This is a genomic window from Geosporobacter ferrireducens, assembly GCF_001750685.1.
In the GTDB taxonomy this organism is placed as follows: domain Bacteria; phylum Bacillota; class Clostridia; order Peptostreptococcales; family Thermotaleaceae; genus Geosporobacter; species Geosporobacter ferrireducens.
Window position 1 is genome coordinate 992,038 of record NZ_CP017269.1, and the last position, 22,919, is coordinate 1,014,956.

The window sequence follows — 22,919 nt, forward strand, 5'->3', positions numbered from 1 at the left end:
TATGGTTCCGCATACACTCTATTACCACGACAAGGGGACAGTTCTCGATTGTCGCAAAATACTCCTAAATAAAGAAAAGTACGGCAATTAAGAACTGTACCCCTGTCGCACTTGTTTTTTTGAAATTTTATAACTGTTCTAAAATATGAGTGTATATGATACTGACTTAGATCGCTGTTATCCTTTGAGCAGTCATTTTCATTTTGTCGATTGAAATTGCTTATCACCATTAAATGATATTTGTTTTCATCACATCTTTTTGTAATTGCAATTTTATGATAAACTCTTTATGAAAAATATCTATCCCAGGAGGCCGTCATGAACTTTACTGAAAAATATCAATCGCTTATTGTATTAACTTCTGTATTTATTGGTGTAACATTAGGACAAATATCTTTCTTTCAGCTTTATGCTGAACACCTTATTATCCCTTTTCTCATGATTATGTTAACGGGAGTTTTTATACAAATCCCTCTATCAGATATAAAAAATTCTTTTACTAAAATCCATTTTACCGTTGCCAGTCTCTGTATAAATTTTATATGGACTCCATTATTTGCATGGGCTTTAGGCTATGTTTTCCTACGTGAAACGCCTCCGCTCTGGATTGGTTTTATGATGCTAATGGTTACTCCATGTACCGATTGGTATCTTGTTTTTACGGGTATTTCAAAAGGAAATGTCGCTTTAGGTACGTCTATCCTGCCCCTTAATTTTATTTTGCAGTTAACATTATTGCCCTTATATTTACTTATATTGGGCGGCTCTGTCATAACCATCGATCCTATAAGCCTGTTTTATGGGGTATTCCTGGTTTTAATTATTCCAATTATTTCATCTAATCTTCTCCGAAGACTGGCCTTAAGATTTAAAAATGATGCATGGCTAAAGGAGAAAATATTATCTAAAATCGGTCTGAATCAGATGATATTCTTAAATCTTGCTATTATAGCAATGTTTGCATCTCAAAGCACTATACTTTTAGATCACCCTAAAATTATGCTGATATTGCTGGTTCCTGTGCTCATATTCTTTGCGGCGAACTTTGTTATAGGGCAGCTGGTTAGCCGCTATTTAAAATTTAAATATGAGGATGCGGCAGCTTTTAATCTTACTACGCTTGCCCGAAACTCTCCTATTGCTTTAGCGATTGCAGTGGCATCATTTCCTGATCAACCCATGATTGCCTTAGCTTTAATCATTGGTCCACTTATTGAATTGCCTGTTTTGACTGCTGTATCACAAGTATTGTTAAGAATGAGAGGTAGATATATTAGAGCTTATTCCTAAAACACTTACAAAAAGGAGATGCCGAAACATCCCCTTATTTTATTTAATCCCCTGTGTGAATTCCATCTCTTCCGGATTTCTCAATTTTTGATGTCTGTAAATAGGAATCTGATACTTTTCGCTTAGCTTGCGTACCAAATCTTTATAGCAGCCTTTTAATTTATCATGGAATACAATTGCTTCTATGCCACCATCAATAGAGTCAATGCAGGCACATGCCCGTTCAAAACCAGTTTCATTTTCATATGCACCTGATACCAGCCATTGGTTTGCCATGATATGAGATACTCCGAAAGCCTCATTGCCCCATTCTGTAAAAACTGCCTCTGCAAAATTCGGATCAAAATGAACCCCTCCGATACAAAGCAAATTATGTACTCTTTTTTCATCATCTACAAATATTTGTGTCAGAGAATGTGCCAGAGCCTTACACGCTGTAATATTATTCCAACTGCTTTCATCGCTTCCAATTTCAATATCCATCATCGCCACCGGATATTTCGTCAATAGATGGGGGGCACCCTGCTCCTCATGTACACCTGACCAGTGCGTTGCTTCTGTAACAACCTGATAATCATCCAAACCCAGCTCTTTTTTGTTCCGATTCATTGCCAGCATTAGATTACGCATATATCTTGGTTTCACAGCTCCAAATACACCTGAATTTACATCTCCCAAAGAGTGAACGGTTAATACATTGGAGGGTGCATTCGAACCTTCATGCCAAGTAACCATGCCAGAGATATCAAAATCACTAAAGTACCGATTCATTTCCGGCAGAAAATGCGGATAATCCAAGCATACAGCTGTACTCATGGGAACAAAGTAAAATTCATTATTATTTTGATCTATGTATTTCATGACCTCTTTTCCTGCAAAGGTAATTCCAGCCTGCTCCTTCAGATAACCTTCTTGCTCTAGAATATTCCACACATGCATACTGACATGTCCCCAAGAATCATTATTGCAAATATAATATACTGCTTTTTTGTTTTTTAACATATTATACCTCTCCTTTTCTACGGTTCTTGTATCTAGCATAATTAGTTGACTGAGTCTACAATTTATTATAGTTAATTTCCAGGACTCAGTCAACTAATTTTCGTTATCTATACAATAAAAAAACACAAGAAGATTTATCAAGTTCTTGTGTTTAAACATAAATATGCTATTTTTTATTATTGGCTTATCACAACTCTAAATCCCAGCGTTCTTCCACCACGCTCTCTCCCCATTCTGACTTGTCATAGCTGTCAGTTTTCCTGAATCCGCGACGTTCATAAATGTGCCTTGCGATCACCTGTGCACTGATTGTTAATAGAAAGACATGTTTGTATTTCTTTTCTCTGCAGAAGTCAAGGGCCATATCCATGAGTTTGTTACCATATCCTCTACCGCGCATCTCCGGTTCCAGCATAAAGAAACGTATTTGGGCAATCTTATCTTCTGCCTTCACTACAGCAATACTCCCGGCAGGATTTCCATTACATTCGAGAATATTCAAACAATCCGTTTTCGGGTTAAAATTATTTGCAAATTGGTAAACAATCCGGTCAACGTAATTAAAAAATACATTTGATAGATGCCGTTCGGCATAGTACAACGTCTTATGCCGTGAAATAACATATTCTATGTCGCTTGGGGTAAATGGCCGGATACTGATAACATCTGTAACATCTGATAATTTATTCTTAATCATAATCATTGCATCAAAAATAAGTTTTTGATCCTCTTCATTCATTTTGTGAAACAGATGAGTGATTTGCTCACTCTGCATGTCGTTTAGCCGGTTAAAGTCATGTCTGCCTTTTTCAGTAAGTCTGATATAGTTGATCCTGCTGTCTGTAGGTGATTGGGTTTTATCTATAATGCCTTTTTTTTCAAACCTCGCAATCATACGGCTCATATAGCTCCTATCGATATCAAGTTGATTTACTAATATGTTAGCAGTACATCTGTCTGTTTTTCCAATCTCAAAGAGCACTCTAGTTTCTGTTAAGGAATATCCTTCAGCCATAATCTGCTTGTTCAGGAGATTTAAAATATTTGAATAGAATCTATTAAATCCCATAATCTCAGCAATCATATCTGCAGAAATCATAATCACACCTCCAACGAAGCAATTAGTAGATTCATACTTTACTAACCGGCAGTACTGAAAGACTTAATCTTTAGATAAAATCAACATTATCCCATTTTGTATTTTAACACGTTTCCATAAGAAAGTCATTCTGAATATATGATTAAGAGCAGTGCCCCCTGTCGCACTGCGTCTCTAATGTAACTCAACAACAATATCCTCTAAGATAACCTCTCTATCTTCCATTGTTTGTATTGGTTCTAATTTTGTCTCATTCCCCTTCTCATCAAAGGAAACCTCACCTCGATTGGTAGAAAAATATATTTTTGGTGTAACAATTAATTTTGTTGCTTTTTCATCTAACTTCCCAAAGGTCATACTCCAATTTATAATCCCTGGGATATGTCCATGCCCCCATTGCCTTGTCCTTCGTAAACATTACCTAAATCATCCTTCACTACTAATTCGGTGGTCACGAGGTTCAAATCATTTAGTAGGTACCCTTTAGGCGTTTGTTGCGTATACTGCAAAATAAATGACATTGGTGTTTTGTTTATCTTATCAACGGTTACGGTGAAGTCCTCCTGTATAATTTGCTATACTAAAAGGTCCCAAACCTACCTCGTCTTCCTGGGATTGCTTAAAAAATATTAATATGAACGCTTAGAAAAAAGATAACTGCTTACTTGAGGACTTACTCATTTTTTCTTTCATAGGCTTACTATAACTACTGGAAAGTCCATATTTATCCTTTAATTCATTTATCATTATATATAGTTTATCCTTATATTCTTTACCGGCTCCGCCTTTTTTGTACAAGGTTTGTAGCGGCTCATATAAATTGGGGAATTCCTGTTTTACAAAGTCAAAAAACACTTCCCTGGTTTTTCCTCTTAAATAAAGGACTCCAGGCAAAACATAATCAACATTGCAATCAGAAGTATGAGAATATAAGCAATCTATATTTTCAAATCCATCTGTAAGAAATGGAATAATGGGCATAAAATGAAGTCCTGTAGATGCATTTGTTTTTGAAAACGCTTTAAGGATTTCAAATCTTTTAAGTGAAGGAGCACCATTAGGTTCAATCTTTCTGCGAATATTTTCATCCATACAGGTGATCGTCGCTGCAATATTAACATATGTAATATTCGCTAGTTCTGCAATTAAATCATAATCCCTTAAAACTAAATCTGATTTTGTAGAGATTATGCAGGGGGTTTTATATTTTATCATAAGCCTCAAAATCTCTGGCATCAATTTGTATTGCTTTTCTATTGGCTGATAGCTGTCGGTTACACCGCCGATATTAACTACCTCTCTTTTCCAGGAAGAACTCCTTAATTGTTTTTCTAATGCCTCTACAATATTCGTTTTTACATATATATCTTCAAAATATTGTTCAGAATCTAAATATTTGTGTGAGTACATAGCATAGCAATATTTGCATCCATGCTCACATCCACGATATATATTCAAGTCCCATGCAAATGGAATCTTTCTTTTTAGCTTATTGCAAGCTACAGAACAACTGATTTCTTTGTAATTCGCCATTTATCCTACCCCACTATCTCATAAAGCATTTAAAAAGCTTTACCCCTTCGCATTTAATTTATATGATATCTCTTTGTTCTTGCTATCGATACCACTTAACATCTCTGTTTAAGAGTAGCATAGTGATAAAAAGAAGACAAGCGAAACTTCCCCTCCTCTTTCACTATGGTATTTATGTTGCAATTACTAATTTTCCATATAACTGCTTGCATTTAAAACGGTTATTCATATTTTTACGTGATAGTAGAAAATAATTGTAGACATATAGAAAAACATGTAGAATAATGATAGATATTATTCCTTTTGCCTTAATTACTATTTTAGATAGTCTACAGAAAGTTAAATTTCGTTATTATAGGGTCCAAGCTCTTTAAAAATGTATATATACTATTTAAAGGAATTTGCCATGAAAAGGAGCGGTAAAGCATAGTGCGTAAAAATTTAATATTTAAAATATATTTAAGTCTTATCATCTTTACTCTATCCATTACAATTTTGTCAATTATTTTAATACAGCAAAAAATAATACCCTCATTTGAAAATTGGCAGTCCGGCACTTTGTTTCTTTTTATTTTTGCTATAGTGTCTTTTGCCTTTTTTCCAGCCATATATTTGATGCGTAAGGTGACAAAGCTTTATAAAAAAATAAAAGAAATTCAAGGAGACTCCCTATGTATTAATAATGAAAAATCTCTTGGAGATCTAAAGTTGGTAAATATTATATCCATCTTTGATGAAATAGATAAGATTGGCAGGAAAATGAGAATATTACAATTTGAAAATAGAATTTTATATGATACAGCACTGGCAATACATACCTCCGCCTCTCTTCAGGAGCTCTTAGATATAATATTGGCCAGGCTTACGACTCATACGAATGCTGATTTTGGACTAATATTTTTGCTAGATGGTGATGAACTTACATTAAAATCACATTCTAATATTTCAGAAAAAAATATTGAAAAGAAAAGCTTTAGAATCGGAGAAGGCCTAGTGGGCTGGACCGTTCATAAAGGTGAGGGAATGCTGACACAAAATGTCAAACGGGATTATCGATATATACGGTGTGTAGACAATACAAAGGCTCAAATCACAATCCCCATCAAAATGTATGAAAGAGTACTGGGTGTATTGGTTTTAGGAAGTGAAAAAATTTCATATTTTACAGATTCGGATTTTAAACTGATCAATACAATATCGGGTGAAATCGGACTAGCAATCAACAATGCCCGACTAACGGAAAAGCTAAAAAAAGAAAACCAAAACAATCAGGTTCTCTTTGAGCTGACGAAGAAAATAACCGCTTCCGTAGATTTAAATAAAGTAGCTGAGATAGGTGTAAAAACAATAGCAGAAGTTATAGGCGCACAGTCATGTGTTCTAGCCGTATCTGATGAAGAATCGAACAGCCTAAAGATTATTGCATCTTATGGAATTGTTGAAAAAAACCAACAGCTTTTAGAACTTAATGGAACTATAGAGGAAGCCTTTCATAAAAAATATCCTGTGGGGATAAAAATAAATGATGGGTATGCATATTCAATTCCACTTTTATCTATGAAAAACTGTATAGGAATTTTACATGTTCATGCAGAGAATGTATTATCAAAGGACGAAATAGAACTTATTAATAGTGCGGTTACGCCTTTGTCTACTGCTTTGGAAAATGCCTTGTTATATAAAAATATAGAAAATTTGGCTTTAAGAGATGGCCTGACAAATATGTATAATTACCGTTATTTTCAAGAAGTCCTTGATGAATATGTTAAACAGGCCGAACTATATAATGCACACCTCTCTCTGGTAATGCTCGATATTGACAATTTTAAACAGTATAACGATACCTATGGACATCCTGTTGGAGATCTTCTGTTAAAGAAGATCACAGATGTTATGCAAAATAATCTGCGTCCAAATGATATAATAGCGAGATACGGCGGCGATGAATTTTCTATTATCTTGCCTAATACGGATATTAAAGAGGCAAGTACGATTATGGAAAGAATAAAAAATACGATTTCGGCTCATGAGTTTAAAATAGAGGATGAAAAGGAAAAGACAGATGAAGAAGCCCTAGGAGAAAGCTCGTTTAAAGATGACAATATACTTCGTAAAAGCTTTAAAAGGTGGATTGCTGATAAATGGGTATTAAATAAATTTAAGACTATGTCTAAGTCCTTTAACATAACCATTAGCGTAGGCATCTGTTCTCTGGCTGATGTTCATTATGATAAAGAGGCACTTATAAAAAATGCAGATAAAGCATCACTAGAATCAAAGCAGAAAGGAAAGAACCAAGTAAGCATTTGGAAGCCCTTAACAACTGAATAAAACGCGACAAAGGGATGGTTCTTGATTGTCGCAAAATATCCCTGAATAAAGAAAAATGCGACAATTGAGAACCGTCCCTTGTAATATGTAGTTAGAAGGATTATTCATTTTAAGATTTTAAAAGTCCGAACAATCATCAAAAAGGGTATATGCATTTTGAAGGATATAAATGTAACCGTCCCAGGGAAGAATTTTCTATACCCGACATTCAGACTATTATTCCATTTCAAAAGCATATACGTTTTGGCTGGTTGGGATCACTTATTCCCGTTTAACGCGCAAGGCTGTAATCTCTAGGGAATGGAATGGATAATCCTTCAAAACTATACTAAGGAGGAATTTCATATGAAAGGAGAATTTCCAGTAATAGGGGCTGATGTGGCAAAAGACTTTTGCTACTATGCTGCGCTTTCTCCAACAGGTGAAACTTATCTCAAACCATTTAAGGCTTTAAACACAGGAGAAGGACTAGCTTCAGTCATCAACCAAATAGAAAAAGTGGAGAAAGCCTTTAATAGGAAACCAGTAATCGTCTTAGAATCCACTGGTCACTATTCAAATCGCCTCGTCCACTTCTTCACACGCCATAACTTGAAGGTATATTTAATTAACCCTCTCCTATCTCATTCTATCAAAAATTCCACGGTTAGGAAAGTCAAAACAGATAAGGTAGACGCTGAGGAACTTGCAAAGATGTACTTCTTTATGAACTTAAAAGAACATCAAATGCAGGATGAGTACCTTGAGAACCTAAAGATATTAACCCGTACCCATTATCATCTTTCAGAGCAAAGAGTTAGTGTAATGAATCAGTTAAAAGCTGCTATCGAACAGGTTATGCCCGGATTTACAAAGGTTTTTAAAAGTATTTCCTGTAAAACATCCCTAGAATTATTAGTTCGTTATCCGTCTCCAACATCTTTTCTAGAAGGAACCAAAGATGATATTGTTCAAATCGTCAGAACTACCTCGAGAACATCTATGGCCTATGCTACGAAAAAATATGAACTCATTCTGAAGAGTGCACAGGAAGGGAAGGAGACTGGAATTCTATTAACTGCCTATGAACAAATCATCATTGTCTATGCAAATCATTTAAAGCATATTAATGAACAACTTGATTTGATAGATAAAAAGATAGAGGCTTTAGCAATCAACATACCTGCAATTCAGCTACTTCGTAGTATTCCTGGTATAGGTAAAAATCTAGCTCCTATCATAGCTGGAGAGATTGGAAGCATTGCAAGGTTTCAAAGTTCTAAGCAGCTTGTAGCCTATTGTGGCATTGACCCATCCGTTAAACAATCAGGTAACTTCATTGGGACAAAGAATAAATTTACAAAGCGAGGATCTAGATTTATTCGCAAGGCACTCTATATTGCAGCCACAGTAGCCATTAGACAAAACCCTAACGGGCAGTACGTCAACAAAGTTATTTATGACTACTATCACAAAAAGATACAGATCAAAGCTAAAAAACAAGCTTTAGGAGCAGTGATGAACAAACTCGTAAGGATCATATTTTCTGTACTTAAAAATGAGAATCCATTTGTCTTAATCACGCCTGAAGAGCAAGTGAAAATGCATCGGTCTAATGTGAAGATAGTAGCCTAGAGAAATGTATTAGCTAAACTGAATATTTTACTTTAGCTCTTTTAAAAAGTTCGGCAGAATAAAAGGGCTGATTCCTATGCCCCTTATCAGTAAATCGTTATTTTAAATTTACTCTTGACATCAGTTAGCTGGTCTTTGTCGCACAATTATCTAGATTCGAGTTCTATCTCATGCTTTAATATCTCTTCGATTCTCTTTTCAATCTTATTTAGATCCAGTTCCGCTTCTTTTTTTATACTTGCCCGAAGCATGGGACCAATTCTTTCAAGGTCATCCAATATATCCTGGAGGAGTTCCATTGCTGCCGTAGCTTCCAAAACTTCCCTTGGTATTTCTACAATGCTTGCTAGAATGGAATTTTCCGTTCTAGAAGCAATCATAGGAGTTTTCATATCCTCTATATAAACCCTCGTCCTACGTCCCGGTCCCCGCTCTTCTTCAATCGGTTCTATGGCGACTATTTTATCCGATCGGACATACTTTCCATAACCTAGCGGTATAATAACATTTTCTCGTAGTTCCAATTTCCATCACCCTTCTAAAGTATTTTCTGAATTTATTTTCTTCTATTTCCGCTAAAGTATACCCTCTGCATACTAGTATCTAGTAAAGCCATTTTTTGATAAATAACTTTTTTCTTAATAACAGCCCAATATTCTAACATGGTAGTAAGCATAGTAAAAATCCATATTAGAATATACAGATGACTTAAACCTTTGCTATTGCCAGCGTCTTTTGCCATAGTAGTTCCAACTAATCTTTTAAATGCTTTAGATTTAGACATAAAATTTCTTCTCTAAACTATAAAATCCCCTTTTTCCAAGGGGATTCTTTCATTTTATATTTATTTCTCCAACACCTTAAATAATAAACCTTGTATAGCTGGATAAGTTAGGCTTTCCGGTATATCGTCAAACAATCTAACTTCGCCAATTTCCGTTTCCGGCAAAGGTCCCAGCTTGGTAACATTACTTATAAATAACCTGCCGTATGTAGTAACATCCTCCCTTGAGACAGAATAATCACATAGGGGTTCTACCTCAAATTCCACTGCTCCAGACTCTTCAAACAACTCTCGTCTTGCAGCTTCAATAATGCACTCTCCGGCTTCAATGTGACCGCCTGGCATCTCCCAGGTTTCCCGGTCTTTATGTCTTACAAAAATCCACTTATTTTTGTACCTTGCCGGAATAACAACAAATTTCAATCGCTCTTCCTTGATACTGCCTATCTCATGAAAATTAACTACCATAATCCACCCCTTTAAATCCTAACTTATAACACTAAATATGACTATTCTCTACTTTCCCAAATCTTTTAATAGAAATATCGTCATTTTCTGCCGCTTAATAAAATTTTTAAAATGATTCCAAAGCCCTTTCAGCTTCAGCCTTCAATATAGATTTTATTATAGTATAATGTCCCAGCCTTTCAACTGCCTTTATTATGGATTGAACATATTCCCGGGAAATATATTGTTTCTTCACCAGCGGCGCTGCTGCAATTTTTACAGCATTCCTCCAGTTATCCGCTTCTACATTAAACTTTGCATTGTCCTCTGACAGAAGGTTTTTGATAAATACTTTACTGTCCCGGTGGATATCATATCTTTTTATAAGATAGTCGCACTGCTTTTTATATGTATTTTTAAATATGAGACTTTTAATCTCTTCTATATCAGAAACATCCAGCAGTGGGTTAACCTTTATAACCTCATATCCGTCTACCTTTAAATCTACTGTGGATATTATAAAGTCGATTGTGTTTCGACTCAACTTCTCGGGAATTAAATCTATTGTAACCGGTCCCGTTATTTTAAGTTCCGGAAGCATTATTCCAAGCCTTGTGCTCAGAATTCCAGAAGTAGCAAATCCGCTGCCGCAGACAACCAATACCCTTGGCATAAATCCATTTTGGGTCTTTTTCTCAAATCCCGCTCCAAGATACATTGCTATATACGCTGTTTCTGAATCAGGAAAGCTGAGGTCCAGCATTTTTTCATATTTTCCAAGTATTTTAGATGATATTTCATATATGAAAGGAATTCTATATTTTATCTGATCCGTTAGAGGATTTTCTATAAGAAGATCGTTCCTTAGCCTGTGAAAAGCTACTTTCAGATGCAGTGCCAGACCATTTATTAATTCATAGTCATCGCTGAAGTCTATTCCAAGGTACTCCTCTGCATCCTGAATGATCTGCTTTGAAATTATCTTTGCTTCCTCATCTTCAGGTGAATTTTCCTTTGATTCTATGGCATTAATTATTTTGGCCCCCATAAACATTCTGACTATGTAGCAGCGGTCACTCTCGTTGAGAAGACTGGAGCAACCAGCAGAATCTAGCATGTTTAACAGGGTGCTGTATTCCCTTTTGTTGGCATATTTAGTTCTCACATCCTCACTGTAGTAAATATGTCTGCCATTTTCAGCCCTGTTCAATGTGTATCCTATAGATATTTCAAGCTCCTCCTTTGAGATATCGGAATAGGATGTATCCATTCTCCGTTCCATAGAGCAGATGATGTTTTGTATGTTAAATCGTGAAATGTTTAATAAATCCATTATTTGATCCCTTATAATGAATTTTTTCCTGATACCCTCATAGTAAAGGCAGGTAAAAGAATTTCTTATGTTTTCCTCTTCTCCCGCTGCTGACAGACCGTAATTGGTTTTTCTGTTTAATGAAATGTGAAATTCGGAGAGGTTTTTTTCTACCTCGGTAAGATCTGATAAAATAGTGTTTTTACTGACCTGCAGCAGGTTTGCCAGATTATCTATGGTAATACCTCCCGGTGAAGTCATGAGGTATATTATAATAAGAAAACTTCTTTCCTCCGGGGAGAAGATCCTATGGGTAAGGTCTGAGAGAATACGAGAGAGCCTTTTAACGATGTCCGGCAGGTTTGTATTTTGATTCCTACCCCTGGCTTTTTAACAAGCTCGAAACCCTCACTTTTCAGGTAGCATTCGATAACATCAAGGTCATACCTGACAGTCCGCTCACTTACTCCAAATTCATGGGAAAGTGTTTTTATTTTTGCATAATCATCAGTGCCTGTCAGGTATTCTACTATGTCCTTTTGCCTTTTAGTCAACGGTACCATTCTCATCCCTCTTTGCCTGAAATTTTGGTTCCTTTGATTTAATTATACGGACTTAGTTTCTTAGTATTACACAAAATCCTTTCAATGAATGTGGCAAAAAAGCTCCATTACAAAGTACTTGCCCAGTAAATAGAGATAAAAAGAGCGTCTACGACGCTTTCGCTAGGAAACCCTAGGTTTCCTTCGACGACAGCAAAGCTGTCTGAGCACCTTCCTGAAGGCGGCAGGGGATTCCATCCCCTACAACCCCTATTTTTTATATAATAGAAAAGTAGAACTTTCCTAATTATATAAAAAATAGACTGCTTTTTTAAGCAGCCTTTAACCGGGCCGGCAAAGAATTTGCCAGATAGTCCGCCTTTTGACAATCGCTCTACCATATAGGTCCGTGACTAAGAAAGCCTATTATCCATCTAAAACTGCAGGGGCAGACCTGCGTATCTGTCCGCTTCTTTTTCGGGAAGACACATAGGGCCTCCTCTTTTTCTATTAATGTGCATCTGGTCTAAATCAATTTTTATATTCTGCAGAATATTTCTTTTAATTTTAAAAATATTCATTTCATTCCTAAAGGATTTAGTGTATAATTTTACTATAATTTCAATAGGTGATGGGGCTCACCACTAATATTGCTTAGCAATTGATGGCTCCTACTAAAGTTTACTTTAGTAGGAGTTTTGTTTGTTTTTGAAAAAGATAACCTTTAAGGGAGGCTGTTTCATGAAATTAAAAATCCTGATACTAGGACTGGGTGGTTTTCTAGGGAGTAATTTTCGTTTTTGGCTTTCTGATTGGGCTTGCAGACACTTTCAAGAAAACCTGCCCTACGGAACACTTATCGTTAACATTCTAGGTTCATTTTTACTTGGAATAATCATGTGTTATGCCACAGAAAGTAAAGACTTAGTGCCACTTATAAAACTCTTTCTGGGTACGGGGATGATGGGTGCCTTCACTACTTTTTCCGCTTTATCTTTTGAAACTTTAGAAATGCTTAAGAAATCAAACTACAGGCTTGCCATTTTGAATACAACTATGAATATTACTTTGGGAATTGCTGCAGTTTGGATCGGGTATGAAATTGCCAAGATAGCGATTCATTTAACCCATCCACAATATGTAGAAAGCCCTCAGCGGAACTTATAGAAGAAATATATTCAAAAATAATCAGAGAATAAAGGGCCTTTATTTTCTATTATTTTTTATACAGGCCAAGTGGAAGACCCTCAATGAAATAAATTGGTCATTTGATAAAGGGCATTTTCTTGAGCCGGTTCATATTTTATCTGAACTCGGGTTTCATTTATGAGTTGAATCCTTAGCATAATCATTGTCCCACTATCTCTATTTACTGTAAGCATCTTTATTTTATTTAAGGGTATATAGTTATATATTTGACAATAGGCGCTTGTAGATTTAGTCATTTTGTCATCCTCTTTTATAATAATTAGTTCCTTATTCGTCAACATCACTAGGTGTGTCGGTGAGATGTTCTTATGAAGGAAGCCTAGACACCTTTTCTTAATTTTTTGTTGAAAAACGAGACCAATAACTTCTGACTCAGGAAGCAAACAGTATCGGGCATAATTTTTAAACTTATATTCTAAAAGCTCAATTTTGTCTATATCACTTTTTTCTTTTTTATATAATAATTCATTTAGTGTACCTATAGAGGTTCTAATTATAGTAATCACTTCCGCAAACAAAAACTCAGTAACTGTGTTATATTCAACAATAAAGCAGTCCAGAGCATTATCAATACACGCACTAATTTTAATCCATGAGTACAGCAGTATTTTTCCATGCTCAATTTGGATAATATCTTCCAGTGGATAGACTTTGTGTACAATCTTATGATTATTCCTCTCCAAATAACTGATGTACTTTTCATGTATGCAAATCATCTTCTCATTGGCCTTTCTTCTCCCCCGCCTGTGTTCAGGTGCCAGAATAGTATATGGCAAACCATCATCTTTAACAAAAACCTGGAAATATTCCTTAAAATGATTAGGAATATCCTCAAATCCCTCTATTCTCCTCGCCCATTTAAACATATCAGAAGGCATATATATTCCTCCTCGAAAATCTTAAATATATAATTTTTAACTAATAAATAAACTATTTTCTTCTTGTCAATTTATGCGTTTTCTTTTTTATAGATCTCTAGTTCCTTACGATATTCCTCAACGATATCTACCACATGTTGATAGCTGACTTGGTACTGCCTATTTTCATGGATTAGGCCAGAGACCTGAAGCTTCATACGTTCGTAGTCTTTTTTTATTTCATAATAATTGAATTTTAAGGAGCTGTATTTTGCATTGGCCTCCATCAGTGCTCTGCGCAACAGGATATCTGCATCATCTTCTCGCATCACCTCATGAATTTGCGATTGACTATAATAAAAACTCAATCCTAGTATCATCAAATTTCTTATCGCCGCATCTTCTGAAAAGCCCTGTTCCTCCATATATGCCTTTGTCCTTTCTCTATACTCTTCATCCAGCTGCTCTAAAATATTGTTCATGGATAACCTCCGTCTATTAAGCTTCTTTCAAGCCTTCCATTCTTATCTTGATTGATGACAAATGATCCCTTAACTGCTCATAGTAAAGCAATTGGGTTTGTATATCTTCTTTCTTTTGACTTCTAAGTTCCATCGTCTTTTGAATAATTCCCTGTATATTCGCAACGGTATCATCGATATGTCCTTGATAGGCCCGTTCAAATATATACTTGCTGTCTTTTATTTTGCTGACATAATCCCACTTTAGATTGTTTCCGTTTTTCTCTAGTTCCTCATCAACCCTTTTCATAATATCTGAAAGGATGATTCTATTTCGCCATCCCTTTGGCATCAGGAAAAGGAAATCCCTTAGTCTTGGACCTAGGAATGCAGGACTGGAGCTTCCAAACTTGAAGTAGAAGGTATCCTTATCTATTAGGTCAAATTCACCAATGGGCTCTGCAAGACGCAGTTTAAATACTGCATAGGTTATTTCATTTACCAGGTCAATTCCTTGGTTTAGCTTGCCGGTAAATCGCACAATAATCCCATGATAGGCTTGTTTTAAGCTTTCTATCTGCCGTTTGTCCCAATCTGTATAGGCTTCCTCCACAAAGTTCTCAAGCTTTTGACTTAGTAGTTTTGGTAGATCCTTCCCATTCATTTCTTTGTTTTGGTCAAATATACTTTCGAGTCTTTCTTTGATTTCTTCAGCTTGTACTGCCCGAAACTCCTTTATCTGAGCTTCCAAATCTTCAATAATCTCTTTTAGATCTGCTTCAACTAGAGCTAACGCTTCCTTCTTTAATGTTGCTGTGTCTTTTACTTTACCTCTAAAAAGGCTTAGCTGCTGCTCTAAAGTTTGAACAGGACTATTGAGTATAGTAGTCTTAAAATCAATATTTTCCTCCAATTCCTTGATCATTCCATAAAGCTTCTCTTCATAGCTTGTCAGGAGATAGTGTCCCTTTTCCTTTAGTAGAAATATTTCCATATCCTCTTCAAATGCTTTCATACCACTTTCTATAAGGCGATTGGTTTCTCCGCTTTGTTTAGCCTCATAGGCTTGCTTTGCAGAGATCGGATATAGTTTTATATCTGATTCTAAAACCTTTGAGATCATTTCCTTTGAAAAGGCTATACTTTCACGTTTTTCTTTCAGACTAAGATAATCGATTTTGTTCTGAAGAAAGAATATCTTATGAAAATATTCCTTTGCATCCTGTAGAAACTTCATTTCCAGTTCGCCAACTGGTGCATCAGATGAAGTAAGAAAGATCGCTGCATCAGCTTCTGGCAAATAGCGATAGGCTTCGTCTGTATTGTGCTTGTGGATCGAGCCAATGCCTGGTGTGTCTATCAATACAACCCCATTCTTAAGAATGTCCGACGGGTAGTATATCTCAATAATATCTATATCTTTTACGTTTTTAGGGTTCTTTTGCTCTGAAATATATTCATCGATTTGTCTTATATCGGTCGCCATGCTCCTATGATCCTTATAGTGTATAGCAGCCTTTGGAGATAAAGCATATCTGATCCTCGTAATGATAGACGTTATGGGTATTACTCCAGTAGGCAAGATATCGCTACCTAAAAAGTAGTTGATTAAGGTAGACTTACCTCTTTTGAATTGACCTATGACAACCACATGAAATTCTGTATTTTTTATTTTTTCCGACTGTCTCTTGAAACTGTTAAACAGTGCAGGATTTTCAAGCCTTTCTGCCAAAGCTGCAAGGTCATTCGCAATATCTGAGTATTCTTTGATCAACACATTAAACTGTTTAAGCAATGATATCACTCCCAACCCTGGTATGATCCATTTTCTGTCTCATAGATAGTATTCAATGAATGAGATACTTTAACACTTAAGAAAGAATCATTTTCTTTCCAAAAACATAAAGAGGCTCCTACTAAAGATATCCTTAGTAGGAGCCATTAATTGCCGCAGCAATGTTTATGGTGAGCTCCATCACCTTTACCATTCATATTGTCACTCTGTTCAATCAATTTTACAAGTATATTATATCCTACTTAACGCTAGATTACAATTAGATAATCCTTAAAGTTTAACTGAAGACCATTTGTTTTATGGATCTTGGTAGGAAAGGATCTATTTGCATTTGCCATCATTTGTAAAGTGATATAAAATAAAGTTGTATAAATAAAAACAAGGGGCTGGGTTAAATGATAGATCTGCACATTCATACAACCTCATCAGATGGTTCAGATGAACCTGAAGATATTCTTATCAAGGCACAGCAATTAGGTCTAAAATATATATCGATTACAGATCATGACTCCATTGGCGCTTATAAAAAGTTGAGAGAGATGAAAGTAAACAACTATTTTGAGGGTAAAATTATTCCTGGCTGTGAGTTTTCTGTTGTCCACAAGGGGAAACCTATTGAAATATTAGGATACGGTATAGACCTTGATACAATAAGTTCAGCAGGAATCGTATCAGATGAAAAATTCCTGGAAAGAGAAAATGCTTACCTCAAAAAAATGATGGAAGTATGCAGAGATCTTAATCTTAAATATAGTGATAATCTATCCGTTAAAGGCGGTAAATATTTTGCAACACAGATAATGCATTCTGATCTTAGAAAATACCCTGAAAATGAAAAATACTTCACTAAAGAAATATGGGAAAGTGTCAATGCCTTTTACAGAACTTGCGTCACTAATGGGAACAGTCCATTTTTTCTTGATCCAATGAAAAATTATCCCACAATACAGGAAGCTGCTGCTCTTATTAAAAAAGCAGGGGGTAGGGCATTCCTTGCCCATCTTTATGGATATTTTGTAGATGATCATGAAGAATTTCTGAATTCAATGATGTCATTAAATGCACTTGACGGAATAGAATGTTACCATTCTCTACATACAACTGATACGACAAAGTATCTGCTCAACTATTGTAATGAAAACAAACTTTATGCATCAGGCGGAAGTGATTATCACGGAAAAATTAAACCCAATGTTAAAATTGGAGAAAGCATCATTGACGCAAAAATACCATATGAGATATTAGAACCATGGCTTCCAAATAATATGATATAGACATCTACGCCAAAGCTTCTTAATTCTAATAGCTTCAAATATCTTTCTGATAATATAGAAGTGTTAACTTTTCATTGATAACTTTTGTTTCTCCAGTGTACCGATATCCTATTTTTTCATAACAAATGCGATTAATCACTATATCTTCAGGACACTCAAGTTCCCAAACTTTTGCCTCAGGAAATAAGTGTTCAGCTGTTTCCAATGCTTTTTTCCCAATCCCTTTGCATTGGAATTGAGGTAAAATGTAGATGATCCCAATTCGATAAATTTGTGAATGTTTTTCATAAATCCATAAGCATCCCACATGTACACTATCAGCCATGATTTTAAAATAGCTGCCTTTTTCATAGTTGATGCGAAAAATCATTTTTTCAAGGGGTTCCTTTACAGGGCTTGTTGCATAATCTTGATAATGCTCAAAATGGGGTGTGAAGCATGCTATCTGCATTTCCAGTATTGCCTCTGCATCAGAAGTTGTTGCTTTAACTAACTCAATATTTTGGGGATTATCGAGAATTTCCTTGATCAACATTTTATAACCTCCTTTTGATATCCCAATACCTTTTCCAGAAAATAAAAAAACCCCGCAGAATCACCTGATCAGTGACTCCGCAAGGTTTTTTAATGCGTGTAGGAATATTCCCTGTACCGCTCACAACTAATTGTTTAGGCACACTCACTAAATTACTCATATTATACTAAATTTTTCCATCCATATCAATATATTACTGTTTCTCCCCACAGCATTTTTTGTTATCTGATAATCCCGGTTATCCAGCCAGGATCGTAGGGACAAACCTGCCTGCCTCATATTCGGGACAGTCTGCATGTCCTCCAGAAAAAGAAGCGTTCCTCCATGCATAGCTGCATGTTTCCGAATTTCTTTAGCTAATAACTTTCAGTTTATAATTTATGAATTACTGTTGCATAAAAGCTGCACGCATCGACAATTTTACTTACTTCACAGTTTTCGTTCCGACAATGGGCTAACTTATATACGCCTGGTCCAAATCCTATTGTAGGTATGCCCATACTTACCGTTGTTACTGCATTGGTACTAAAATCCCAATAATCATACGCTGGAGCACTTCCAAAGTTCTCTTGATATGATTCAATGCATGCTCTTGAAAGCTCATGGCTTAAGTCAATTTTCCATGCTAAGTGAAAAGGCTCATACTTAATCTCCATACCTGTCCAGCTTTTTCTATAAATTGTCCCTATTTCCCATGATGCATTTTTGCCCTCTATGATCTTATCCATTTCTGTTTTGATTGTGTCTTCAGTCTCTCCTACTACCATTCTTCTATCCAAGTATACTTCACATGCTGAGGGTACAGCATTTAAAGATACACTTACAGATGAGATTCGGGACATCACAAGGGTTCTTCTTGGTCCGTCTTTTTTCATGAGCTCCTCATTCGTCTTTTCTACCCGTTGAATGATTTCAGCCATTTCATAAATTGCATTCTTGCCTTTTTCAGGTGCCGAGCCGTGGGCGGAAATCCCTTTCGTCTTAATAGAAATTTGTGCTTTACCTTTATGACCCGTAACTATTTTATTGTCAGATGGCTCACAAGTAATAAAGTAGTCCGGCTTTAGTTTATATGCTTTAAAGAAATACTTTAGGTTTTCTCCATCACAATCTTCCTCAAATACAGTACAAGAAACGAAAATAGTCTTTCCGGCATCCAATCCTAATCTCTTTGCGATTGCACCGGCATATATCGAGGCAGCAGCTCCAGATTTCATGTCTACAGAGCCCCTGCCATAGAGTTTTCCGTCTACAATCTCACCGCTGAAAGGTGGAACATCCCACTTTTCTTCGTCCTTCACTTCAACTGTATCAATATGGGAGTCAAACATAATCACCTTCTCACCGTTTCCAATTCTTCCTACCACATTCCCCATAGCATCTATAATTACTTCATCATATCCCAGCTCATTCATTTTTTTCGCTATAAACTTTACAATTTCTTCTTCATGACCAGAATAACTTTTTATTCTGACCAAATCCTGAGTAAATTTCACTAATTCTGCTTTCGATGCAGCCAGCGCATTCATAATCTGTTTTATCATAATTCTTAACCCCCTATACCATTTTGTTAAAAAGATGGGTACATGCCATCCCACACGATTTCTCTATAACCTTCCGGATCGGTATCTCCTTCAGTACTTATAAGAAGAATCTTTGAATCTTTGTTTATATTTAATTTTTCAGCCATTTCTTTTAGATGATTGTCTTGCAAAATTAAGCTTAAAACTCCCAAACCCACTGCCCCAGATTCTCCAGATATGACTTTAGGATCATCTGCCAATGGATTTCCAAGTATCCGCATTCCCCTTGCTGCTGCAGAATCAGCACAAGATATATACATATCCGCATAGTCTCTTAATATTCCCCAGGCAACAGTGCTTGGCTCCCCGCAGGCCAGCCCTGCCATAATCGTCGGCATATAACCGGTTACTGCATGGGGCTTTCCATCATTCGCTTTAACCGATTTATATATACATGCAGCTTCATTTGGTTCAACAATAGTGGTAATCGGTCTGTCTTCTCCAAATACAGCTTCTAAATATCCCAATACACTTCCTGCAAAAGAGCCAACTCCTGCTTGAAGAAATACATGAGTGGGATTATCTTTGTCCTCATCCTTTATCTGCTCTATCGCTTCATCAATAAGTGTGGCATAGCCTTGCATAATCCAAGTTGGAATTTTTTCATAACCTTCCCAAGAACTATCCTGTACCAGTACACCATTGTGTTCTTCTGCGTATTTGCTGGCTAGCCTTACCGCGTCGTCATAATTTAGGCCGGTTATACTCGCTTCTGCTCCTTCATTTTTTATGTTATTTAATCTTATTATTGAAGACCCTTTCGGCATAAATACAACTGCCTTTTGTCCCAATTGTCTTGCAGCCCAAGCAATTCCTCTTCCGTGATTGCCATCTGTTGCCGTAACAAAAGTAATTTCTCCAAGCTTTTCTTTTATTTCTTCAGATTTTAATTTTTCAAAAGAAAGCTCTGAAATATCCATATTTAGTCTTTCTGCCAAATACTTACCTACTGCATAAGACCCTCCCAATACCTTAAAAGCATTGAGCCCAAACCTATAGGATTCATCTTTCACCCATATACTGCTAACACCTAATTTTTTAGCCAGCGCATTTAAGCTTTGAAGTGGTGTTACCGCATATTCCGGAAAGCTTTTATGGAAACATCTAACCTTGTTAACGACTTCCTTATCCAAAAATTCTACAGATGTTCTCTTGCTATTTATTTTTCTCCCATTCTCATTTGCAACATATTGAATTGCATTCACTTCTCTCATACCAGTCACCTCCAGACAATATTTTAATTTAATACAAAATATAATTATGTTATTATTATAGAGTGATTTAAATGAAGTTTCTATCAATTTATCAGCAAATAATATCGTGATATTATTAAGAAAGAGTAATTTATCTATTACAGAAATTGCTGCTGAAGTTGGATTTGGCAGTGTAAGTTATTATATTGAAAAATTTCGTAAACAAACAAATTATACGCCAAAAGAATTCCCAAACTATTGTACTACATTGTCTGAAGGCATTGATTGATCTAATATTTTGTCCAATTCTCAAATTTCTAAGAGCTTATTTACTAGATCTACAGATTTATTTAATCTTTCTATATAAGTTCCACGCACACTGACAAATTCAATTTTTCTGTTTTTTAGCATTTCTTTGAGTTTTAGATTATTCTCATGTCTGGTTTTCTCTTCACCATATGTTCGCAGTCCATCATTAACCCATTGAACATCCGGTTCCAAGTAGATCCACAAATCATAGTCTTGATCTTCAGCTACACTATCCACTACGGGATTACTTTCTCCAAGACATAACTCTGAATAATATTGGGTAACAATGGCTTCTGTATCAATAAAGACCACTTTGTTGGCTTTCTTGTACGCTTCATATTCTAACACTTTATGTTTATAAGCAATTTGCGAAAAAATATCTTTTGTAAGGATATCTTCATAACCTCCCAATTCTTCGCATATTGTCCGGCCATACTCTTCTACATAGGTTGTGTTATAAAGCTTTGCCAGATATTGCGTCAGTGTGGATTTTCCGCAACTTTCAGTTCCTACTATGACTACTTTTTTAATAAAATATGACCTTACAAAATCAGGAAGCATCTCCCAATGCTTATACACTCCTTCAGCTCTTATTTTTGTTGCCGAAATGGGATATCTGTGTCTTGCGCTGTCTATAACCACATGTTTTGCTTCCGGATATAATCTTGTAAAAATTTCTCCATAGCTATTTTCTGAACTGAAGATATAATTAATGGGTTTTCCTATAGCTTTTTTAATTTGCCAGGCTCCTTCTTCCCAATTATAGGTTTCATCGCTATCGTACGTATCTTCTACTTTTATCACCCGAACATTTTCCATATCTCTTGTCAGCTGTGTTAACCATCTATGCCTTATCTCCCGGGACATTTCTTTTACTTTTAAGTCTTTACACAATGCGGCATCCCTAGCCTTACTATAGGATAAGACCACATATAATTCATCACACATGCAAGCTGCCTTTACAATAGCATAAACATGCCCCATATGCAGCGGTAAGAATTTTCCCCCTATAAAGCCAACACTATTCATAGCACACCCTCATTTGCTCCTGATGAAGTTTCATCCAGTTTATTTGACCATATATTGCATTCACTAGATATGCAGTCCACATAATAAGTATGGAAATATCATTTCCACCTTTCGCTAAAACCACAAACCACATAATAACGGAGACCACATCAACGATAATCCATAATATCCATTGTTCAACATATCTCTTTGCCATTAGAACCATGGCAATAATCGATAAAACGGTTGAGGTTGCATCAACAAATGGCAGATTTCCTCCCATACGTTTCAATATAAGCCCATAACCAAATATTCCAGCACAGGAAACCACTGTCCATAGGATTCTTGCATTATTTGACATCATTTCTATTTTTACTTTCTCTGCAGCAGTCCGTTGAACTTTATTATTTTTCCATAGATAAAAGCCGATAAACTGCATGGGTAAGAAATACAGCAGATTCAGCATAACTTCTCCATAATACTTTTGCTCATATGCAATATAGGCATATAGAATAACATTCACTGTCCCCGGATAATAATTTGAAATTTTTCCTTTCGCAACCAGAACGACACACAGCATCCCCGTAAGAGAAGCTATAAGACCTAATATTGTATCTTCCCAGGAAAAGTATAAATAGATTGTTACAAATGTAAAAATAGATAACCACATTTTTTCAAATAAACTCCAGTCTTTCAGGCCTTTGACCAACCGCTCCATTATTCTTTTTCCCACAAAAACTC

24 protein-coding genes, 1 pseudogene and 2 riboswitches are annotated in these 22,919 nt (G+C 35.8%); of the genes and pseudogenes, 6 read left to right on the plus strand and 19 right to left on the minus strand.

Annotated features, from left to right (window positions below; translation table 11 throughout):
* Nucleotides 1–318 precede the first annotated feature (318 nt).
* Nucleotides 319–1,290 carry an arsenic resistance protein gene (locus Gferi_RS05065; RefSeq protein WP_069974546.1) on the plus strand — a complete coding sequence of 324 codons (972 nt, stop codon included), beginning with the start codon at nt 319–321 and terminating at the stop codon, nt 1,288–1,290.
* A 39-nt stretch (nt 1,291–1,329) separates the two neighbouring features.
* On the opposite strand, the gene Gferi_RS05070 is transcribed toward Gferi_RS05065, so the two are convergent.
* The 5 genes from Gferi_RS05070 to Gferi_RS05085 form a co-directional block, all read right to left on the minus strand.
* Nucleotides 1,330–2,292: a D-aminoacyl-tRNA deacylase gene (locus tag Gferi_RS05070; RefSeq protein ID WP_069974547.1), complete on the minus strand. Its 963-nt coding sequence runs from the start codon at nt 2,290–2,292 to the stop codon at nt 1,330–1,332.
* A 187-nt stretch (nt 2,293–2,479) separates the two neighbouring features.
* Nucleotides 2,480–3,391: a bifunctional helix-turn-helix transcriptional regulator/GNAT family N-acetyltransferase gene (locus Gferi_RS05075; protein ID WP_069974548.1), complete on the minus strand. Its 912-nt coding sequence runs from the start codon at nt 3,389–3,391 to the stop codon at nt 2,480–2,482.
* Nucleotides 3,392–3,565: 174 nt separating this feature from the next.
* Nucleotides 3,566–3,748 (minus strand): hypothetical protein, encoded by a 183-nt coding sequence (locus Gferi_RS05080; RefSeq protein ID WP_069974549.1) that lies wholly within the window; start codon nt 3,746–3,748, stop codon nt 3,566–3,568.
* An 8-nt stretch (nt 3,749–3,756) separates the two neighbouring features.
* Nucleotides 3,757–3,912 carry a hypothetical protein gene (locus Gferi_RS29395; RefSeq protein ID WP_169833047.1) on the minus strand — a complete coding sequence of 52 codons (156 nt, stop codon included), beginning with the start codon at nt 3,910–3,912 and terminating at the stop codon, nt 3,757–3,759.
* A gap of 121 nt (nt 3,913–4,033) precedes the next feature.
* Complete coding sequence (locus Gferi_RS05085) at nt 4,034–4,924, minus strand: SPL family radical SAM protein (protein WP_069974550.1); 891 nt, start codon at nt 4,922–4,924, stop codon at nt 4,034–4,036.
* A gap of 624 nt (nt 4,925–5,548) precedes the next feature.
* Here Gferi_RS05085 and Gferi_RS05090 point away from each other — a divergent pair.
* Nucleotides 5,549–7,255: a diguanylate cyclase gene (locus Gferi_RS05090; protein WP_330389591.1), complete on the plus strand. Its 1,707-nt coding sequence runs from the start codon at nt 5,549–5,551 to the stop codon at nt 7,253–7,255.
* Between the two features lie 345 nt (nt 7,256–7,600).
* Nucleotides 7,601–8,869: an IS110 family RNA-guided transposase gene (locus Gferi_RS05095; protein WP_069974552.1), complete on the plus strand. Its 1,269-nt coding sequence runs from the start codon at nt 7,601–7,603 to the stop codon at nt 8,867–8,869.
* 146 nt (nt 8,870–9,015) lie between these two features.
* Here the strand turns inward: Gferi_RS05095 and Gferi_RS05100 are convergent, their stop codons facing one another.
* The 6 genes and pseudogenes from Gferi_RS05100 to Gferi_RS05120 all read right to left on the minus strand — a co-directional run bounded on the left by Gferi_RS05100 (nt 9,016) and on the right by Gferi_RS05120 (nt 11,975).
* Nucleotides 9,016–9,393, minus strand: a complete 378-nt coding sequence (locus tag Gferi_RS05100; RefSeq protein ID WP_069974553.1) for a hypothetical protein — start codon at nt 9,391–9,393, stop codon at nt 9,016–9,018.
* A 32-nt stretch (nt 9,394–9,425) separates the two neighbouring features.
* The gene (locus Gferi_RS05105; RefSeq protein WP_069974554.1) at nt 9,426–9,653 is read right to left on the minus strand and encodes a hypothetical protein; all 228 of its coding nucleotides are present in this window, start codon (nt 9,651–9,653) and stop codon (nt 9,426–9,428) included.
* Between the two features lie 60 nt (nt 9,654–9,713).
* A complete protein-coding gene (locus Gferi_RS05110; protein ID WP_236932697.1) occupies nt 9,714–10,121 on the minus strand; it encodes an NUDIX hydrolase in 408 nt (135 codons plus the stop codon).
* 106 nt (nt 10,122–10,227) lie between these two features.
* Nucleotides 10,228–11,433 (minus strand): BglG family transcription antiterminator, encoded by a 1,206-nt coding sequence (locus tag Gferi_RS05115; protein WP_236932698.1) that lies wholly within the window; start codon nt 11,431–11,433, stop codon nt 10,228–10,230.
* A 102-nt stretch (nt 11,434–11,535) separates the two neighbouring features.
* Nucleotides 11,536–11,673, minus strand: a pseudogene (locus tag Gferi_RS29400) (helix-turn-helix domain-containing protein); the annotation flags it as partial.
* Nucleotides 11,674–11,681: 8 nt separating this feature from the next.
* Nucleotides 11,682–11,975, minus strand: coding sequence for an HTH domain-containing protein (locus tag Gferi_RS05120; RefSeq protein ID WP_069974557.1), 294 nt, complete (start codon nt 11,973–11,975; stop codon nt 11,682–11,684).
* Between the two features lie 597 nt (nt 11,976–12,572).
* Nucleotides 12,573–12,635, plus strand: a riboswitch (Fluoride riboswitch).
* Between the two features lie 60 nt (nt 12,636–12,695).
* On the opposite strand from Gferi_RS05120, the gene crcB reads away from it, so the two are divergent.
* A complete protein-coding gene (gene crcB / locus Gferi_RS05125) occupies nt 12,696–13,121 on the plus strand; it encodes a fluoride efflux transporter CrcB (RefSeq protein WP_069974558.1) in 426 nt (141 codons plus the stop codon).
* Nucleotides 13,122–13,201: 80 nt separating this feature from the next.
* On the opposite strand, the gene Gferi_RS05130 is transcribed toward crcB, so the two are convergent.
* From Gferi_RS05130 to Gferi_RS05140, 3 genes are all read right to left on the minus strand, one after another.
* On the minus strand, nt 13,202–14,041 hold the full coding sequence (locus tag Gferi_RS05130; protein WP_069974559.1) for a hypothetical protein: 840 nt from the start codon (nt 14,039–14,041) through the stop codon (nt 13,202–13,204).
* Between the two features lie 71 nt (nt 14,042–14,112).
* Nucleotides 14,113–14,502: a hypothetical protein gene (locus Gferi_RS05135; protein WP_069974560.1), complete on the minus strand. Its 390-nt coding sequence runs from the start codon at nt 14,500–14,502 to the stop codon at nt 14,113–14,115.
* Between the two features lie 16 nt (nt 14,503–14,518).
* Nucleotides 14,519–16,276, minus strand: a complete 1,758-nt coding sequence (locus tag Gferi_RS05140; protein ID WP_069974561.1) for a dynamin family protein — start codon at nt 16,274–16,276, stop codon at nt 14,519–14,521.
* Between the two features lie 130 nt (nt 16,277–16,406).
* Nucleotides 16,407–16,470, minus strand: a riboswitch (Fluoride riboswitch).
* 201 nt (nt 16,471–16,671) lie between these two features.
* Here Gferi_RS05140 and Gferi_RS05145 point away from each other — a divergent pair.
* Complete coding sequence (locus Gferi_RS05145) at nt 16,672–17,550, plus strand: PHP domain-containing protein (protein ID WP_069974562.1); 879 nt, start codon at nt 16,672–16,674, stop codon at nt 17,548–17,550.
* A 34-nt stretch (nt 17,551–17,584) separates the two neighbouring features.
* On the opposite strand, the gene Gferi_RS05150 is transcribed toward Gferi_RS05145, so the two are convergent.
* The 3 genes from Gferi_RS05150 to dpaL form a co-directional block, all read right to left on the minus strand.
* Nucleotides 17,585–18,085 (minus strand): GNAT family N-acetyltransferase, encoded by a 501-nt coding sequence (locus Gferi_RS05150; RefSeq protein ID WP_069974563.1) that lies wholly within the window; start codon nt 18,083–18,085, stop codon nt 17,585–17,587.
* A gap of 371 nt (nt 18,086–18,456) precedes the next feature.
* Nucleotides 18,457–19,629, minus strand: coding sequence for a YgeY family selenium metabolism-linked hydrolase (locus Gferi_RS05155; protein WP_069974564.1), 1,173 nt, complete (start codon nt 19,627–19,629; stop codon nt 18,457–18,459).
* 26 nt (nt 19,630–19,655) lie between these two features.
* Nucleotides 19,656–20,882: a diaminopropionate ammonia-lyase gene (gene dpaL / locus Gferi_RS05160; protein WP_069974565.1), complete on the minus strand. Its 1,227-nt coding sequence runs from the start codon at nt 20,880–20,882 to the stop codon at nt 19,656–19,658.
* Between the two features lie 106 nt (nt 20,883–20,988).
* Between dpaL and Gferi_RS29405 the strand changes: the two genes are divergently transcribed.
* A complete protein-coding gene (locus Gferi_RS29405) occupies nt 20,989–21,150 on the plus strand; it encodes an AraC family transcriptional regulator (protein ID WP_207645797.1) in 162 nt (53 codons plus the stop codon).
* Nucleotides 21,151–21,170: 20 nt separating this feature from the next.
* Here the strand turns inward: Gferi_RS29405 and nadR are convergent, their stop codons facing one another.
* Entirely contained in the window at nt 21,171–22,199 is a 1,029-nt protein-coding gene (gene nadR / locus Gferi_RS05165) for a multifunctional transcriptional regulator/nicotinamide-nucleotide adenylyltransferase/ribosylnicotinamide kinase NadR (RefSeq protein WP_069974566.1), read from the minus strand.
* Complete coding sequence (gene pnuC, locus Gferi_RS05170; protein ID WP_207645798.1) at nt 22,192–22,911, minus strand: nicotinamide riboside transporter PnuC; 720 nt, start codon at nt 22,909–22,911, stop codon at nt 22,192–22,194. Before pnuC ends, nadR begins: the two co-directional genes overlap by 8 nt.
* Nucleotides 22,912–22,919 lie beyond the last annotated feature (8 nt).